13 protein-coding genes and 1 tRNA gene are annotated in these 17,913 nt (G+C 50.3%); 1 reads left to right on the forward strand and 13 read right to left on the reverse strand.

Annotation, left to right across the window (positions count from 1 at the left end; all coding sequences use genetic code 11):
- Window positions 1-1,089 (forward strand): L,D-transpeptidase family protein (locus ATORI0001_RS07700; RefSeq protein ID WP_155811576.1); only part of this gene is annotated, 1,089 nt, incomplete at its 5' end.
- 194 nt (window positions 1,090-1,283) lie between these two features.
- Here ATORI0001_RS07700 and ATORI0001_RS06935 read toward each other — a convergent pair.
- The 13 genes from ATORI0001_RS06935 to ATORI0001_RS06995 form a co-directional block, all read right to left on the reverse strand.
- Window positions 1,284-2,939 carry an ABC transporter permease subunit gene (locus tag ATORI0001_RS06935; protein ID WP_155811577.1) on the reverse strand — a complete coding sequence of 552 codons (1,656 nt, stop codon included), beginning with the start codon at window positions 2,937-2,939 and terminating at the stop codon, window positions 1,284-1,286.
- Window positions 2,940-2,956: 17 nt separating this feature from the next.
- Window positions 2,957-4,465 carry a sugar ABC transporter ATP-binding protein gene (locus tag ATORI0001_RS06940; RefSeq protein WP_003150456.1) on the reverse strand — a complete coding sequence of 503 codons (1,509 nt, stop codon included), beginning with the start codon at window positions 4,463-4,465 and terminating at the stop codon, window positions 2,957-2,959.
- 135 nt (window positions 4,466-4,600) lie between these two features.
- A complete protein-coding gene (locus ATORI0001_RS06945; RefSeq protein ID WP_244851849.1) occupies window positions 4,601-5,893 on the reverse strand; it encodes a substrate-binding domain-containing protein in 1,293 nt (430 codons plus the stop codon).
- A 471-nt stretch (window positions 5,894-6,364) separates the two neighbouring features.
- Window positions 6,365-6,439: transfer RNA gene (locus ATORI0001_RS06950), tRNA-Asn, on the reverse strand.
- Between the two features lie 101 nt (window positions 6,440-6,540).
- The gene (gene rpoD / locus ATORI0001_RS06955; protein WP_003150470.1) at window positions 6,541-7,908 is read right to left on the reverse strand and encodes an RNA polymerase sigma factor RpoD; all 1,368 of its coding nucleotides are present in this window, start codon (window positions 7,906-7,908) and stop codon (window positions 6,541-6,543) included.
- A gap of 126 nt (window positions 7,909-8,034) precedes the next feature.
- On the reverse strand, window positions 8,035-9,921 hold the full coding sequence (gene dnaG / locus ATORI0001_RS06960; RefSeq protein WP_003150604.1) for a DNA primase: 1,887 nt from the start codon (window positions 9,919-9,921) through the stop codon (window positions 8,035-8,037).
- Entirely contained in the window at window positions 9,911-10,954 is a 1,044-nt protein-coding gene (gene ribF, locus ATORI0001_RS06965; RefSeq protein WP_003150506.1) for a riboflavin biosynthesis protein RibF, read from the reverse strand. The genes dnaG and ribF overlap by 11 nt, the downstream gene beginning before the upstream one ends.
- Window positions 10,951-11,934, reverse strand: coding sequence for a tRNA pseudouridine(55) synthase TruB (gene truB, locus ATORI0001_RS06970; RefSeq protein ID WP_003150617.1), 984 nt, complete (start codon window positions 11,932-11,934; stop codon window positions 10,951-10,953). The genes ribF and truB overlap by 4 nt, the downstream gene beginning before the upstream one ends.
- 11 nt (window positions 11,935-11,945) lie before the next feature.
- Window positions 11,946-12,971: a DHH family phosphoesterase gene (locus ATORI0001_RS06975; protein ID WP_003150578.1), complete on the reverse strand. Its 1,026-nt coding sequence runs from the start codon at window positions 12,969-12,971 to the stop codon at window positions 11,946-11,948.
- Window positions 12,972-12,973: 2 nt separating this feature from the next.
- Window positions 12,974-13,390: a 30S ribosome-binding factor RbfA gene (rbfA, locus tag ATORI0001_RS06980; protein WP_003150490.1), complete on the reverse strand. Its 417-nt coding sequence runs from the start codon at window positions 13,388-13,390 to the stop codon at window positions 12,974-12,976.
- 15 nt (window positions 13,391-13,405) lie between these two features.
- Window positions 13,406-16,048 (reverse strand): translation initiation factor IF-2, encoded by a 2,643-nt coding sequence (gene infB, locus ATORI0001_RS06985; protein ID WP_003150534.1) that lies wholly within the window; start codon window positions 16,046-16,048, stop codon window positions 13,406-13,408.
- A gap of 41 nt (window positions 16,049-16,089) precedes the next feature.
- Complete coding sequence (gene nusA / locus ATORI0001_RS06990; protein ID WP_003150620.1) at window positions 16,090-17,337, reverse strand: transcription termination factor NusA; 1,248 nt, start codon at window positions 17,335-17,337, stop codon at window positions 16,090-16,092.
- Between the two features lie 15 nt (window positions 17,338-17,352).
- Entirely contained in the window at window positions 17,353-17,847 is a 495-nt protein-coding gene (locus ATORI0001_RS06995; RefSeq protein WP_003150599.1) for a ribosome maturation factor RimP, read from the reverse strand.
- Window positions 17,848-17,913: the final 66 nt, after the last annotated feature.

Genomic DNA, 17,913 nt, shown 5'->3' on the forward strand with positions numbered 1-17,913 from the left:
GAAACCAAGCCTGGCTCAAAATCATTTGCTTCCAAAGAAGGTGCTTTTGTTTCCGGATGGCATTACACCACAGGCGGTAAGCTTTTTTACTTTGATGAAGAACAGCCGGATCATCCGGTAAAACTCGGCGAGGTTGCTCTGGGTGGAAACTATTATTGGTTTGATAAAACGGAGGGTCTTGCTCGCAAGCAGTGGGTTACGCTCCCCAATGGTGATAAAGCATGGGCAACTCAAGAAGGTTCTCTCACGGGAAGAATTATCAACGGTGAATTCTTTGCAGCCGACGGCTCTCAGCCAACGGGTAAAGTCGATTTGGGAGACATTGTAGTCTATGTTTCTGAGGACCATAAACTTCTGACCGGCTGGCAAAAAATTGACGGAAAAGATTATTTCTTCAACGACGACGGTCGGCCCGCTTCCGGATGGCTGAACTACGGCGGTTCTTGGTACTTCCTCGATTCAAGCGGTTTAATGCAAACCGGCTGGGTGCATCCAAGCGGAAGTTATTGGTACCACTTGGCAACCAATGGAAAGATGGACACCGGATGGATTAAAGACGGAGGTAAAGACTACTATCTTGACCCTACAAGCGGAGCTATGAAGACCGGATATCTAAGCTGGGGCGGAAAGCTCTACCACGCTGACTCCGACGGAGCCATGTATGAAGCTCCCTGTTACTATCCCGATATGCTCTATTATGCGCAAAATATTTACAGCGCAACCAGATGGCTCATTCAAATTGATACACACCAGAACCGCTTTGCCGTCTATTACGGCTCATACGGAAATTGGGTTCCGTGGCACGAGTGGTATTGTACAACGGGTGCTCCTGGTATGTGGACTCCTCATGGCCAGTTCAGCGCCGGCATGAAAGGTCTTTATTTCGGTTCCGGATATCGCTGCTGGTATTACACACAAATTTCAGGAGACTATCTCATTCATTCAATTCTTTACAACAGCGATGGATATACCGTGCGAGACGGACGACTTGGGTATCACGGATCACATGGCTGTGTGCGTCTTGCCACCGAAAATGCCAAGTGGGTCTATAACAACATTCCATACGGAACCAAGATTTACATTTGGTAAACCCTCGAACCTTCTTTGTATCTCTTCTTCTTTGTATCTCTCCATCTCTACATGAAAGCTCAAAAACAAGGTCAAAAACAGGGGCTGGTCTTAAAAGACCAGCCCCTGTTTGATCTACATAAAGGCAATCGTATTGTCAGTGCTCAAATCAAAGACGCTCGTATCGTCAGCGCCGCATTTGTCCTCTGTGTACCTTACTTCTTCTGTACGTACTTCAAGGAATCGAGCGTGACCGCAGCAAGGATGATGACACCCGAGAATACAAACTGCAGGTTCGTATCAATACCCAAGATAGTAAGCGAATACGTCAGAGCGGTGAAGATGAGCACACCCGTTGTGACGCCCGAAATCTTACCGATACCGCCGGTAAATGAAACGCCACCGACTACGCAGGCCGCAATGGCATCCATATCCCAACCCTGCCCGTATGCAGCGGAGCCGGAGCCGACCATACGCATGCACTCAAGCCAAGAACCAAAACCGTACAAAATACCGGCCATGACAAAAGCACCAAGCATGACTTTGAACACATTGATACCGGAAACGGCCGCCGCTTCGGGGTTGCCACCGACGGCATAGAGGTTCTTACCAAAGGTGGTTTTGTTCCAAATGAACCACACGAGCGCAATGGCGGCAACCGCCCACAAAATGATTGTCGGGAAACCGTTGACGCGAGGAATAACTGCAGTAGGGATGCTTGCTTCAATTGCGCCGAAAGAAACGCCTTTTGTGGCATAGGTCACAATGCCAAAGATGATGAGCATGTTTGCCATCGTCGAGATGAACGGATGAATCTTGAACTTTGCCGTAAAGAAACCGGCAATGGAGGTGAACACTGTACAGAGCAAAATACAGGTAAGCAATGCAAATATAATGCGCACGGGAATGGGAAGACCGGTAAAGTCAAAGATGTGACCGAAGACGCCACCGGTATTGATACCTTGGTGCATGATGATGGTTGAAGCCGTCATGCCCATACCTACCATACGCCCGATGGACAGATCGGTACCAGTGAGCAAGATAAGACCGGCAACACCCAAAGCCAGAAACATGCGAGGAGACGCCTGCTGCAAAATATTAAGTACGTTGTTATAGGTTAAAAGCTGCGTACCTTTTACGGCCGGAGTCACAACACACAAACCAATGAAGACCAGCAAAATGACAATATACAGACCGTTTTGCAGAAGGAATGAGCGCATATTAAAGGAATACTTATAGTTCTCCCACTTCTGTTTCTGCGTCTCAAGAAGCGTAAACTTCGACATGCGCAACTGGTCAATCAAATGATACTCATAGCTAAACGCATCGTGGCTGCGATCCTTAATACGCTGGAGCTCTTTTTCGTAGGTCACCTTTGCGTCAAATTGACGATTCTTGTAGACGTACTTTTCGTCTTTTATTTCTTGGGAATCAGTCAAGGCAGAGAGTGTCTGCGTATGCTCTGTTTCAAGCTGAGCCAAGCGCTTCTCGTACTCTTGCTTTGCTATGACCTTCTCCGCTTTGCAGCTTGCTTTAACGGGCTCCAAATAATCAGGCGAGAAGTGCTGCTTAAGGTAGCTTTCTGCATCGGCAATGAGTTTGGAAATCTCTTCCTTATGCGATGCTTCAACCGCCTTTGCCTTATCGAGAAGAGCCTTCTGCTCGGCAATTTGTGCGGAGCGCTCATCGGCAGTAATCGACTTGTCACGTTTTGCGGATTCAATGTTGCTCATCGCAAGAACAACCTGGTCGGTGCCATCAAGACGAAGATCGTCAATCTTCTTTTGAATGGAGCCGATATACTCATCAATAGGCTTGCGCAGTTTCAACTCCTGCTCAGCCGTCAGGACCGTATCACCTGTGTTTGGCATATACATCAACCTTCCTTCTACAGGTACTTTGCGCTGAGGCGCAGGAGTTCTTCTTGATTCGTATCTTTGGTATCTACAATGCCGGAAAGTCGTCCTGCCGACATAACACCGATACGGTTGGTAATGCCTAAAATTTCAGGCATCTCGGAAGAGACAACGATAATGGTTGTCCCCTTCTTAGCCATATCAATAATGAGCTCGTAGATTTCGTATTTTGCACCAACGTCGATGCCTCGAGTTGGCTCGTCCATCAAAAAAACCTTAGGATAGCGCTCAAGCCATTTGCCGAAAATAACTTTCTGCTGATTGCCGCCGGAGAGGCTTGAAATGAGATCGTCGGGTCCCATTGCTTTCGTGTTCATGACCTTAAGTTCTTTAACGGTTGCCTTCGTCATCTTTGGATCGGAAAGAAGCGGTCCCGATTTGTACTGATTGAGATTGGCAATGGTCGTATTAAACGTCAGGTCGCCTTTCAAAAAGAGGCCATTTGCCTTACGTTCCTCGGTAATCATGGCAAAGCCGTGGTCCATGGCCTCAGTGGCACTTGAGAAGTTCATCAAGTGACCGTTGACATACACGCGGCCGGCAGCACGCGTACGAACGCCAAAGATAGTCTCCAGAAGTTCCGTACGCCCCGCGCCTACCAGACCATAGAGGCCAAAAATCTCACCTTTCTTAACTTCAAAAGTCACATCTTGCAGATATGGCGCATATTTTGTCGAAAGGTGCTGTACCGAGAGATACGTGTCTCCCGGATTGTTGTCAACTTCAGGAAAACGATTCTCAAGAGAACGACCAACCATGGCGGCGATAAGCTCGTTCATGTTGGTCTCGGCACACGGCTTTGTCATAACCAGCTTGCCGTCCCTCAAAACCGAAATGTCATCGCATATCTCAAAGATTTCATCCATCTTATGAGAGATATACACCAAAGAAATGCCCTGCTCTTTCAACATGCGAATCATCGAAAAGAGCTTCTCGACCTCTTGCGCCATGAGTGAAGAAGTCGGCTCGTCAAGCACAATTATTTTTGCGTTATAGGAGATTGCCTTTGCAATCTCAACCATCTGGCGCTGAGAAACGGACATCTTTTTCATCGGTTGCGTCAGATTAACCGTCATCCCCAAACGACGAAACAGCTCGTTTGCCTCTTTTTTCATGCGACCTTCGTCAATGACGCCCATCGCATTAACCGGATAACGACCAAGAAAAAGATTGTCAATAACATTGCGCTCAAGGCACTGATTAAGCTCCTGGTGGACCATGGCAACACCGTTTTCCAAGGCGTCTTTTGGTCCGGAGAAGCTTACTTCCCTACCATCGAGAAAAATCTGGCCCTCGTCTTTTTGATACGTGCCAAACAGGCACTTCATCATGGTGGACTTGCCGGCACCGTTCTCTCCCATAAGACCCATAACGCTGCCCTTACGCACGTCAAGATCGATATGGTCAAGTACGCGGTTTCGCCCAAAGGACTTGCTCATCCCTTTGATCGAAAGAACAATGTCGTCTTGCAAATCGGCCATTTTATCACCCCTTTGTTTCTCCGTGCTCGTTCTTCTCGCCACATGCTTCTTACCTGCAAGAAGCTCGGCTGTCGAGAAACAAGGAGGAGAGGAGTAACTCCCCTCCTCCCGTGTACCACGCGTCTACAACGTTTACTAGTTCTGGAGCAGCTGCGTGTAAGAAGAACCGTTGTCGGTCTTAACCATGTTGATGGCAAAGGCATCGTACTCGCTCGGGTTACCAAGACGGTTGGTGATGTTTGCCTCGGTCTGGCCGTCGCCACCGATGTATTCAACCTTGAGGTTCAGAAGCTTGTCATACTTCTGAAGAAGCGGCTGATAGGTGGAGCTCAAGAAGTTGTCGGCGGAGTTGTAGATATTCAGCCATACCTTCTTCTCAGGGCTCTTGGATGCATCAAGCTGCTTGGAAGCATCGGGATATGTTGTGGTGGCATCCATGAAGTCTTTGTAGTTTTCGCCGGTAACGGCAACGTTCAAAGCGTAGTAGGAGCGCTCATCTGCACTGTACTTGTAGTCCTTCTCGGACAAAACGTTACCTGCGTCATCTTTCGTGGAAATACCGGTGTTGATGTCAACGCCATCAAGAGCATTGCGAAGCAGGCGGAGCGTCAGATATGCCTGAACATCGGGGTGCTGGGAAATGGTGCCGGTAAATCCGTCTGCAATAGCTGCAACCGCGTCAGAGTTGGCATCGTACCCAAAGGTCGGGAGGCCTTCTTTCTTGGAATAGGCATTAAACATTGCCATGCCCATACCGTCATTATTGGAGACAACGACGTCAATCTGGTCGCCAAAGTCGGCTGCCCATGCGGAAATGGCGTTACCTGCAGTTGCGGCATCCCATGTGGCACCGGCAGAGTTCTTCATTTCCTGAGACGCAAGCTCACGGATTACATACGTCTTGCCGTCTGCCTCAAGCTTACCGTCCTGAACAACCGTTGCCGAGCCATCCAGGTTCTTTCCGACGGGATCAGACACGATCTTGCCGTCTTTCTCGACAGCCGTACCCAAAGCCTTGCGGACGCCGCGCGTACGTGCGATGGAATCGTTGTGTCCGATGTCGCCGATGGCAAGGACGTAGCCAATGGTGCCATCGTTGTTGTGGTCAAGCTTAGCGGCGTTTTTCTTAACATACTCAAGAACCATCTTGCCCTGCTCTTCAGCACCCTGATTCGCATCAAAGCCAACGTAGTAGGTATCTTTATTGAAGTTCAAGGTGGTCATATCAAGCTCACCGGTTGAGCTATTGGAAGGCTGACGGTTGAAGAAGACAACCGGCTTATCCTTATTGGCAACAGCACCACCGGCAGAATTTTCCTTACCGGAATCATCGCCCTTCTTGCCACCATCACAACCAGCAAGAACACTGGTGCCAGCGACGCTCAGAACGCCAAGACCACAGAACTCAACAAACTTACGACGAGACATATCCATAGGATTTGCCCTTTCTCTGTATGTCGCGCCCTTTTACGCGACGCCAACCTTATTGGATACGGTATCAAACTTGAGTGTTAACGTACCCATAAGTTCGCCAGACGGTCGTTTGTGAGTGGTAAACGGAGGTTGATAACAAAAATTGCGTTCTTTTTGTGACGAGAAGTTTTTCCGACCATAGGGGAAATCTTAGAAAGCCTGCGCGGCAAATTCTCGGGCTGTGATGTATTTTCTTGTGGGTCGTGATATAGATACTGCGGGCTGTGATGTAGATTCTGAAAGCTGTGATGTACTTTTCTGCTTCAAAAGTCGGGGCTGTGATGCACATTTTGCTAAGAAATCGCTCCTTTCGCTTTGAAAAAGTACATCACAGGTCTGCGCGAACCGTCGAACCGTCGTCAAAGCTCCCAAAGAGGCTCCGCTGTCTACAAAAAGGCCGAGACAAATGCCTCGGCCCGAAAATTCTGGCTCCCCGAGCAGGATTCGAACCTGCGACACGCTGATTAACAGTCAGCTGCGCTACCGCTGCGCCATCGGGGAATATGTAAAAGTACCGCTCGTACAAAGACGAGAAATCCTTTGCGGTGTTTAAGTATAAAGACAGTCTTGCACCCATGCAAGTACTAATTTGATTGGTTTCTCTATTCTTCCATATAATCTTTCAGGCGAGAAGAACGCGACGGATGGCGAAGCTTTGCCAACGTCTTTGACTCAATCTGACGAATACGCTCACGCGTTACGCCAAACTCGCGACCAACCTCTTCAAGCGTGCGGGGACGACCGTCCTCAAGGCCAAAGCGGAACTTGATAACTTTACGTTCACGATCCGCAAGACCATCAAGTACCTGCTCCAATTGCTCACGAAGCATGGAATCAGATGCTGCGTCCGGAGGTGCAATCGCCGTTGAATCCTCAATGAAATCGCCAAGCTGAGAATCTTCCTCTTCACCGATAGGCGTTTCAAGCGAAACCGGTTCTTGGGAAATCTTCTGAATTTCACGTACGCGATCAGGAGACATCCCCATCTCGGCACCAATCTCTTCCGGCGTGGGATCGCGGCCAAGATCTTGCAGAAGCTGGCGCTGTACGCGGATAAGCTTGTTGATGGTCTCAACCATATGCACGGGAATACGAATCGTACGTGCCTGATCGGCAATCGCACGTGTAATGGCCTGACGGATCCACCACGTTGCGTACGTGGAAAACTTAAATCCCTTGGTATAGTCGAACTTCTCGACTGCTCGAATAAGGCCCAGATTACCTTCTTGAATAAGATCCAAAAACAGCATGCCACGGCCAACATATCGTTTGGCAATGGAAACAACAAGTCTCAGATTAGCACTGATAAGCTGCTGTTTTGCATCAAGACCAACCTGCTCAATACGCATCAGACGACGCTGCTCTGCTCTTGAAAGCTCAATTTTCTCGTCTTCAAAGTCTTCAAGCTTCTGCGTTGCCTCGGTACCGGCTTCAATTTTCATTGCAAGATTGACCTCTTCCGATGCGGTGAGAAGGTCAACTTTGCCGATCTCCTTGAGGTACATGCGTACCGGATCTCCCGTAAGCATAACGGTAGAGGTATCGGCTCGACGGGCACGAGCGCGAGAAGAGCGCTTGGGTTTGGAAGTTTTTGCTTTAGGAACCGACCTCAACGCCTCTTTAACCTGCCGCGCCTCATTGAGCACGCCGGCATCTTCATCGTCTTCGTCCTCATCGTCGAGAGGAGCATCGTCAAAATCATCGTCAGCGCTCACGAAATCATCATCAGAGACCGTATCGGAAAACTCTACCGATCCGTCGGATACGGAAGTGATTTCAACGTTTTTGCTACGAAGCGTCTCATAAAGAAGAGAAAGTTCGCTGTCAGAGACATCAACTTCCTGCAGAGCAATCTGAATATCATCTTCTGATATTGAGCCCGATCCTTTTGCGGAAATAACCAATTCATCTGCAACTTTGGCAAGCTCATCGGGAAGTTTAACACTCTCTTTTGTCTTCTTTGCAGCCACGTAAATCCTTTCGACGGAACAACTGGAGGAAGTATACCCACTTACCAGCAACTTATTGCAAAACTTTTTCTCTTTATGGCGCTTTGTTCTGCTTTGTTGCACATTGTTATCTTTGTTGTGCTTTGACTACTGGCTCGTTGATAAGCGCGAGCCAATCTCATTCATGCGAACCTGCATCCGGGAAATCTCTTCAAGAAATTCCTGAGATTTATTGGTTGGGCTCTCGCGCATCTTCAGACGAAGCGCCCGTATTTGTCGTTTAAGGGAGAAGAACTCAAGCGTATCGACGATTAAATTGAGCTTTTCCTGCTCGTTCATACCTTCTGCGGAAAACACCTTTCCGGCAGAAAGCACCTGCAGCGCATGTGGCTCAACCACCTCAGCTGCCGCAATCACATCATGTGAAGACGTACCTTGCGGTGTTGCAAGCATGGCCCATGCCATGGACTCATGACGACTATCAACCCACGAAAGAGCGGCAATGCGCTGTCCATACGCCCGCACCGCATCAATGCGTGATGCCATGGCAGATAGGAGCTCTCGTTCCGACTGTAACTGCGTGCGGTCGTCATGCGAAAGTGCCCGCAGATCATACGTAGAGGCCATAGAGCGAGAAGTATTGTCTGCGTGTGAGGCAATATCCACGCGAGAAGTGCCTCTTGTATTTGTGCGCTCCTCTGGAGGTATCGGCTGAGTATTTTGGTAGCGCGGCTCTGAAATCTCTTTTATGGGCGTGGCCGTGATAGTACGTTTTGCCTCGGCAACATTAACTCCCAATGTATCTGCCAAGCGCAAGGCATACTCATCAAGAAGCACTGAATTTTTAAGCGGAGCCAAGATTTCTGCCAACGCATGCAGTGCGGCAACACGATTCCCCGGAATAGAAAGATCAAATTCACCCAGTTTGCTCTCAAATACGAAATCCATCAAAGGACGCGCACGGGCAAGATATGGTTTAAGGGCATCCGCGCCATGTGCCGCAAGAAACTCCATCGGGTCTTGATTGTCCGGTAACACGACACACAAAAAAGCAGCGGCGGTCTTATCGATAAACTGCACAGAACGAGCAGCAGCTCTCTGACCTGCCGCATCGCCGTCAAACATACAGATAATCTTTTTGACCCGCTGCCGTTCAAGCAATTTTACGTGATCAAGTCTAAAGGCCGTACCCAACGCCGCAACGGTATTGGTAAACCCAGCCTCATGCATGGCAATGACGTCGGTATAGCCCTCGCACACAATGGCGACGCCGGTGGCGGCAATGGTTTCTTTGGCTCGGTCGTATGCAAAAAGGTGCTTTCCTTTATTAAAAACCACCGTATCTCGTGTATTGAGGTATTTGGGGGCATTTTCCGCCTTAGTAAGAATACGTCCGCCAAAAGCGATTGTCCGGCCCCGCTCGTCATGAATGGGAAACATGACGCGCCCATAAAACCAATCCGAGGTACGCCCTCCTCTATCAACGGCAAGGTTGGCGGCAATCATTTCCTTATTGGTAAAGCCCAATTCTCGCAAGTGCGCGACAAGCGTTCCTCTTCCCGGCGCATATCCAAGATTCCACCGCTTGCAAACGTCTCCGCCAAAACCACGCCCGGCAAGATAGCTGCGCGCGGCGGCAAAGTCCTCCCCTTTACCCCGCATAAGCATGAGGTGGAAGAAATCATCGGCCGCAGCCAGACAGTCAAAAAGCCGCTTCTTTCGAGGACCTTTCGTATACTGTTTCTCCTCCGAAAGCGTAATGCCGGCTCTGTCCGCTAAATATCGGATGGCATCGGGAAATTCAAGGTTTTCTCGCTTCTGGACATAGCTGAAGACATCGCCGCCGTCGGAGCAGCCAAAACAATGCCAGAGGCCCGTTTGGGGGTTTACCTTAAACGACGGGCTCTTCTCACCATGAAAAGGACAGCAGCCCCAAAACTCGTTGCCTCGTTGTCGAAGATCAACGGTCTCACCAACAAGCTGCACAAAGTCAGTTGCTTGACGAACTCTCTCTTTATCCTCATCAGTTATCACAGCTTGCCTCCTGCGCCACTGAATCCAAATGTGTCCGCACCCACTCAATGTTTTTGAGAACCGTTGTGCTCAACTCCTCGACACTCTGAAAGACAATCGGAGGTCGAAGGTAATTCATAAATACACAGTTTAAAGTATGCCCATAGAGGTTGCCCTTAAATCCAAGAAGGTTGGCCTCAAGAAGAGGGGTTTTCTTGACCTCAAAACTGCGAGGTACTCCCACATTGACGGCGGCAGGCCAAATTTCTTCTCCCCCAGGCTTTTGCGTATCCACTATATAGCACGCATATACGCCATCGGCCGGCATGCAGTCTTTTGGAGAGAGGCTAATGTTGGCAGTCGGAAAGCCAAATGATGCGCCTTGACCGCGACCATGCATAACCGTACCCGAAAGAAAATGCGGCCTACCCAAAAGAGCTGCGGCCTCGTCAATCCGGGCAGCTTCTATAAGATTTCTGATGCGAGTGGAGCTAATTGCAGAGCCGTCTTTTTCAATCAGTTGATGCGCAATGACTTCAAACCCATGCTTTGTGCCCAAAGTTGCAAGGTCGCGCGCACGTCCCTCACCACGGGCTCCAAAGCCAAAATCGGATCCGACATGTATCGCAACGGGGTGGATATAGGGCAGCAGTGCCTTCTCAACATACTCGCACACGGAGAGGCCCGCAAACTCGGGAGTAAACGCATGAACCAAAATTGCATCAACCGAGCAGGTGGTAAGCGCACGAATCCTCGTCTCGTCTTGCAGAAGACGTCGAGGAGAACGGCTGCATACAACCTCTGCAGGGTCAGGGTCAAATGTCACTGCAACCAAAGGCACTTCACGCCTTTGAGCATCGGCACGAGCTTCTGCGATAAGCGCCTTGTGGCCCTCATGCAAGCCATCGAATACCCCAATGGCACACACGCACTCATGCCCAAGCACGTCGGGTGCACAGGAGTAGAAAACTCCCCCGGACAGCTCTATTGGAGTTGGCAGCAGCGCGTGCGCAAAGACGGCGCGTGTAATCTTTTGTCTCGTAGCTTCAATCATGCTATAACCCCACTGATTCCCTGGGGAAAATTTGCTTTGCAAATCAACTCGGATCCTTGGCAGTACCACACCCCAAAAAGGCGACGGTCATGCACGATTGCAACTTTTTCCTGCTGCAATGGCATACGGCGAGAAGTACCTTTGTCCGTCTCTTCTACCTCACCTGCCGCGATATGTCTTCCGACCAACACGTCCGTAAGTTCTTGTGAGCTTACCTGCCGAATGGGAAGTTCCAGAGCGCGTACCGGGTCAAGGCAGCACTCGTTCCAGAGAGTTCCACCGCGCTCCTCAAACAAAGCAAGCTCCACGCAGTCGGCTAAGCTGATTGTTCCGGAAACCACTCGTCTCAACGCGGAGATATGCGCACCACAGCCCAGCTCTCTACCCAAATCTCGCGCGATACTTCTGATGTAGGTGCCCTTTGATACGCAAAAATCAACAACCCACAGACATGTATTGGGCACAAGAGAATCGGCTTGAGAATCTCTCTCAATGGATACAAGCTGTGCCTGGTGAATGGTGATGTGACGTGCCGCAAGCTCAGGTGCCTTACCTTCTCTGGCCAATGCATACGCACGTTTTCCCTCAACGGATACGGCAGAGAACTGAGGAGGTATTTGCTCATGCTCTCCTACGAGCTTTTCCAAAACACGTTTCGCGTAAGCACTGTCAAATAACTCCGAAGGAACGGGTGCTGTTCTCACAACTGCCCCTTCGGAATCATCGGTCTGTGTTTCAGCTCCAAACGAAATGGTTGCCCGGTAGCACTTCTCGGCAAGGGTAAGCATGCCTAAAAGCCTGGTTGCAAGCCCGACACCCACTATCAAAACGCCACTCGCAAGCGGATCGAGCGTACCCGCGTGTCCGACGCGCTTCTCATGTAAAGCTCGCCGAACATGCGAAACAACATCATGACTTGTCATTCCAACCGGCTTGTCAATGGCGAGAAGGGCATTGATGGTGCTTGCCGTACGTTTCATCTATCACGCCTCTATCGGAGAGTATGAGTTTTGTCTTCAAACAGGGCCAAGATCTTAGGCAAGATGCAGGAAAATGCTTCATCAACGGTAGCGTGAATGGTAAAACCTGCAGCTGCCTTATGACCGCCGCCACCCAGCTCGCGCGCGATATCTGAAATGTCTAAATCCGACTTAGAACGCAGGTTGCCCCGAACCACACCATCTGCAACTTCTTTCAAAAAGAGTGCAATTTCGGTACCGTCAACACAACGGACAATATCCACAAGACCGTCCATCTCCGAGACGGGAACTCCTGAAGTGGCAAGGTCTTGCGCCGTAATATAGCTGTAGGAAAGCCTGCCCTCGCCAAATGTACGAATTCGGCCCATGACTTTTGCGGCAAGGTGCATATAGGCCAAGCTGTCGCTTTGATAGACATGCAACGCCACCTCGGCAGGACTTGCGCCCGCCCCCACCAAAATACCGGCAATCGCAAATGCTTCATTATCTGCATTTTGATACTGAAAACGACCGGTATCGGTAACCAACGCGCAAAAAAGGCATTGCGCTTCTTCTTTTGACAAACGCACTCCCAAATGAAGCGCAAACTCCGTAACGATAACGCCGGCCGCTGCGGCACCGGGACGTACAAGTCCCGCATCCCAAAAAGGTTTTGAAGACGGATGATGATCGAATACGGCAACCATCTTTGAGCGGGCGAGAATAGGCTGTGCGTCGGCAAGACGATCCGGCGCAGACAAGTCAACACAGATAAAAAGGTCCGGAGTACCTTCATATACAGAAGCGCTCACACAATCGTCAGACCCCGGTAAAAACTGATAGATGCGAGGAATCTCTCCGGCTGCATCAGCCAAAAGATGCACGACATGCTTCAGAGGCCAATGACGCCTGATTATGCTCGTCAAAGCCAAGCCCGAGCCAATGGCATCTCCGTCCGGCGAGGTATGCGCACATACAACAATCGACGAGGCTTTTTCAATTAATGCGATAACCTCATCAAATTCAGTTTTTTGGATGTTGGTTGAAAGATCAAGCAACCTTACTCCTTTGGACTTTCGTCTGAAACGGTTGAATCTGAGACAATCGGGTAGCCAAACTCGTCTTTTTCTATTTCAAGAGTAGAGGGAACCTGCTCAAGCGCACGTGCAATACGCTCTGCTTCATCGGTTGTCGTATCAATCTTAAACTCAAGATCCGGAGTTACCCGCCACTTGAGTGCATGACCCAAAAGCGTGCGGATGCGCCCTTTTGCCCGTTTGCATGCCGCTGTTACCACTTCATAGCGATCGGGTTCACATGAGATGAATACCCTCATAAAGGACTTATCGACCGAGACCTCACAGCCTGTGACGGTCACAAGCTGGAGATCGGGATCGGATATTTCAAACAGAAGGATATTCGCGAGTTTCTCGCGAGCAATCTCATTGGTACGGCGGGAATACTGATTTTGCTTCATAGTTTTCCCTCTCTTCTATTCTGTACGAGCCACCTGCTCGATACGATAGGCCTCAAGCTGATCACCCGGCTTGATGTCTTGGAAGTTCTCAAGACCGATACCGCATTCAAAGCCTGATTTGACGCTCTTGACGTCGTCTTTGAAGCGACGAAGCGACGCAATATGCCCGTCGTATACCACAATGCCATCACGTACCAAACGGATCTGATCGTCGCGGGAAATTTCACCCTCAACAATCATGCAGCCTGCTGCAATGCCAACCTTCGGGACCTTAAAGGTATCTCGGACATCTGCAATGCCTGTTTGTATCTCCTGCTCGGTTGGTTTAAGCATACCGATACGTGCCGCATCGATATCCTCAATGGCCTTATAGATGACGCTGTAGGTACGAATCTCAACACCATCGCGCTCGGCGGCAAGACGCGCTTTTGCATCAGGACGAACACCGAAGCCGATGATGATGGCATTTGAAGCATCCGCCAAAACAACATCCGTTTCGGTAATGGCACCAACTGCGGAGTGAATGGTAGTGATACGAACCTCGGATTGATCCATCTTGTCCAAAGAGTCCTGCAGCGCCTCGATGGATCCTTGGACGTCCGCTTTGATAATGAGGTTGAGCTCTTTAACGTCAGCATCGGCCATCGTATCAAAGAGGTTTTCAAGCGTAACGTGCTTGACGCGATTCTGCTCCTCAATACGGGCCTTCAAAGCACGCTGATCGGCAAGCTCGCGGGCATCACGTTCTTCAGGGAAGACACGGAATTCATCGCCGGCGCCGGGTACCGTTTGAAGACCAAGGATCTCAACGGCATCCGAAGGTCCGGCCTGTGTTACGGCATTGCCCTTAGGATCAAGCATGGCACGGACGCGGCCAAATGCCATACCCGCCACAAGAGCATCACCAACGTGCAGCGTACCGCGGGTTACCAAAACCGTTGCAACGGAACCGCGACCGCGATCGAGCTTTGCCTCCAAAACATTACCGGAAGCAAAGGTATCAGGGTTGGCTTTCAGCTCAAGTACGTCTGCCTGCAACAAAACGGTTTCAAGAAGCTCGTCAATACCCTGGCCCTTCTTAGCGGAAATATCAACGAACATGTTCTGTCCGCCCCACTCTTCAGGAATGACACCATGCTCGGTAAGTTCTTGCCGGACACGGGTTGGATCGGCGCCGGGCTTATCGATTTTGTTAACGGCAACGACAATGGGAACGCCTGCAGCCTTTGCGTGGTTGATGGATTCAATGGTCTGCGGCATCACGCCGTCGTCCGCCGCAACAATCAAAATAACGATGTCGGTCACCTTTGCACCACGGGCACGCATGGCGGTAAACGTCTCGTGACCGGGCGTGTCAATAAAGGTAATACGGCGGCCGTTGATGGTAACTTGAGAAGCACCGATGGCCTGCGTAATACCGCCTGCCTCACCGGCAGCAACACCCGTATGCCGGATGGCGTCCAGAAGCGAAGTCTTACCGTGGTCAACGTGGCCCATAACGGTAACGACAGGAGGACGGGGCTTAAGATCTTTTGGATCGTCATAGAAAGTAAAGGAATTTTCTTCTTCCTTTGTCATGATCTTAATTTCCCGGCCCAAATCTTCCGCAACAAGATCAATCAAATCATCGGACATGGTCTCGGTAAGCGTCAGTGGGCTTCCAAGCAAAAAGAGGCGTTTGATAATGTCATTGGCGGAAACGCCGAGAAGATCTGCAAGCTCGGAGACGGTTGAACCCTGAGGAACTTTGACCGTATCAAGCTGAGAGATATCCTGGTCATTTGCAAGCGCTTCTTCAATCCTCTGCTCCATTGCGGCCTCGGCAGCCTGCTTCTGACGACGCTCTTTACGCTTTTTACGACGTCCCGTAGACTCTCTTGACGCTTCTTCGATATCACGGCGGGCTTCATCTAAAACCTTGCTGCGGTTATATGCCTCTGCCTCACGGGCCATACGGCTATAGCGATCTTCACTCTCTTCTCCCCCGCGGCGATTCTTTTTACGGCGGCCCTGAGAAGGACGGTCCTCTTGCGCATCAAGATCTTTACGATTTGCATATCTATTGTTGCGGCGCTCGTTACCAATGCTTTCTTCAGCCTTTGCCCGCGCGTGATTTCTGTTGCTCTTCTCCGATTTCTTCTGTGCAGCCGACTCAGCAGCCTGCTGCTTTAAAACTTCTTCCTGCTGGGCAATCTGATCAAGGAGCGTATTGAAAGACGGCGTGGATTTTGGAGCCGTATCTTTGACGCGCTTGCGCTCGGCCTCCTCTGCTGCCTTCCGCTCGGCCTCTGCCTGGGCGGCCTTTTGAGCCTCAGCCTTCTTGCGAGCCGCTTCTTCGGCAGCACGCTTCTTCTCCTCGGCGGCACGCTCAACTTCACGGCGCTTCTCGGCAGCAAGACGCTCTGCCTCAGCCTCTGCGGCAGCACGCTTCTTCTCTTCCTCTTCCCTCTTTTTAGCCTCAGCCTGTTTCTTTCTAATCTCCGCAGCACGAGCCTCAAGGATAGGCTTGAGCTTTTTGCGAGCCATTGCCACATAGGCATCTTCAAGCGTTGAAGATGGAGACTTGGCAGGAATCTTCATTTCAGCAAGATGCTCAAGCATCTCTTTACTTTGCATGCCATATTCTTTAGCAAGGTCATGTACGCGCATTTTTGCCATATATGAAACCTTCCGATCGTAGTCTTACAGCAGAACACGTCTTAGATAAGCGAGTCTTCGTCATCAGAAACCTGAACTTCAGCCATCCTCTCGTGAATGCCGCAGTAGTTTGAACCCGGGCGAGCCATGTTGCGGCAAGGCACGCCATCAGGGCTCACATAGATGCAGCGATGAGCCTCTTCTTTCTTTGTCTGCTCAGGAAGATCGGCGGGAGTAGCCGGAAGGTCGCGCAAAATCTTGGCTGCCAGCGTCTCGTTTTTGATGTCAATGTGCAGACCCGTTAGACGAGCAGCAAGTCGTGCATTCTGACCTTCCTTACCGATGGCCAAAGAAAGCTGATCGTCAGGAACAATAACGGTGGCATGACGGGTTTCAGCATCGATAATCACGCGAGAAACACGTGCGGGAGAAAGTGCGGAAGCAACGCAGCGTGCCGGATCATCGAACCATGGCACCACGTCAACACGCTCGCCTCTAAGCTCAGAGACAACCGTACGCACGCGGCTTCCCTTTGGACCCACGCAGGCACCAACGGGATCAAGGCGCTCGTCGGAAGAAGAAACCGCAATCTTGGAACGGATACCCGGCTCGCGAGCAACGGAGCGGATGCTCACAATTCCCTCGTATACCTCAGGAACCTCAAGCTCAAAGAGGCGGCGGATAAGATCGGGGTGTGTACGGGAAACGACGATAGGCGGACGCTGACGCTCACCACGAACTGCCGGTTGCGCGTTGTTTGGATTGCGTACATCAATGATTATTGCCTTGATGCGCTGATTGTGTCCATAACGCTCGCCAAAGGGCCTCTCGTCACGCTCTTCCGGAAACCTTCTGAGGTCAAAATGAGGAAGCTCAGCCTCAACGCCCTCACGAATTTTGATAATGGTAAAGTCAGGCGTTGACTGAAGCACCGTTCCTGTGATGATATCGCCGATACGATGCGAGAACTCCTCATAAATCTGTTGACGTGCAGCGTCACGTACCAGAGCGCGAATCTCATTTTTTGCATGTTGAGCCGCAAAACGACTGGTGCCCTCGGGGGTTACATCAACCTCATCAAATTCCGCATACTCTCCCGTTTCCTCATCAGGTTCACCTTTGGGTACGAGTTCGTATACATACACCTTGCCGGTTGTACGATCAATGGTTACTCGTGCGCCATAACTCAGATGTAGTACGTCTGCGTAGCTCTTTGCCAAAGACTGCTCAAGACGATCAAGAAGATACAGCTCATCAATATGTTTTTCTTGGCAAAGCGTCATCAGGGCTTCCATCATCTCAGATGCCATGTCAATTCCTTCCTCTTAGTTCTTGTTTTGACCCGAAAAGTCAAACGTTGGTTTAAGCGTGCACTTTTTTATCTCAGTAAGAGGTATGTCATAGGTCATACCGTCAGACTCAAGTGAAACAATATTTTCTTGAATGCCTAAAAGTTTGCCGGTATACCGACGACGCCCCTCCAAAGCCGTGGTCTGCAAAGAAACCTGACTGCCGGAAAAGCGCTCGAAATCACGGACTCGACGCAAAGGTCTGTCCATGCCCGGCGAAGACACTTCCAACGTAAAAGACCCCGGAAATACATCAATCTCATCAAGGGCATCAGAAATCCATCCTGTCTCCGCTGCCACTTCATCAAGACTGATGGTTTTACCGTCCTCGTCGGCATGATCAATACGAACTCGCACGACAGGTGCCTTAGCAGATCCTACCACTTCAACATCAACGATATCGATATCATGACCAAGAGCTCTCTCTTCAAGCACGGAAATAATGCGCTCTACGGAACCCTCAACTGACATGAAACCTCCTTATCTACATATAGAAAGGAAGCGGGACGAAAACTCCGTCCCACTTCCCACAAGTAC

The sequence above is a fragment of the Lancefieldella rimae ATCC 49626 genome (assembly GCF_000174015.1).
GTDB lineage: Bacteria > Actinomycetota > Coriobacteriia > Coriobacteriales > Atopobiaceae > Lancefieldella > Lancefieldella rimae.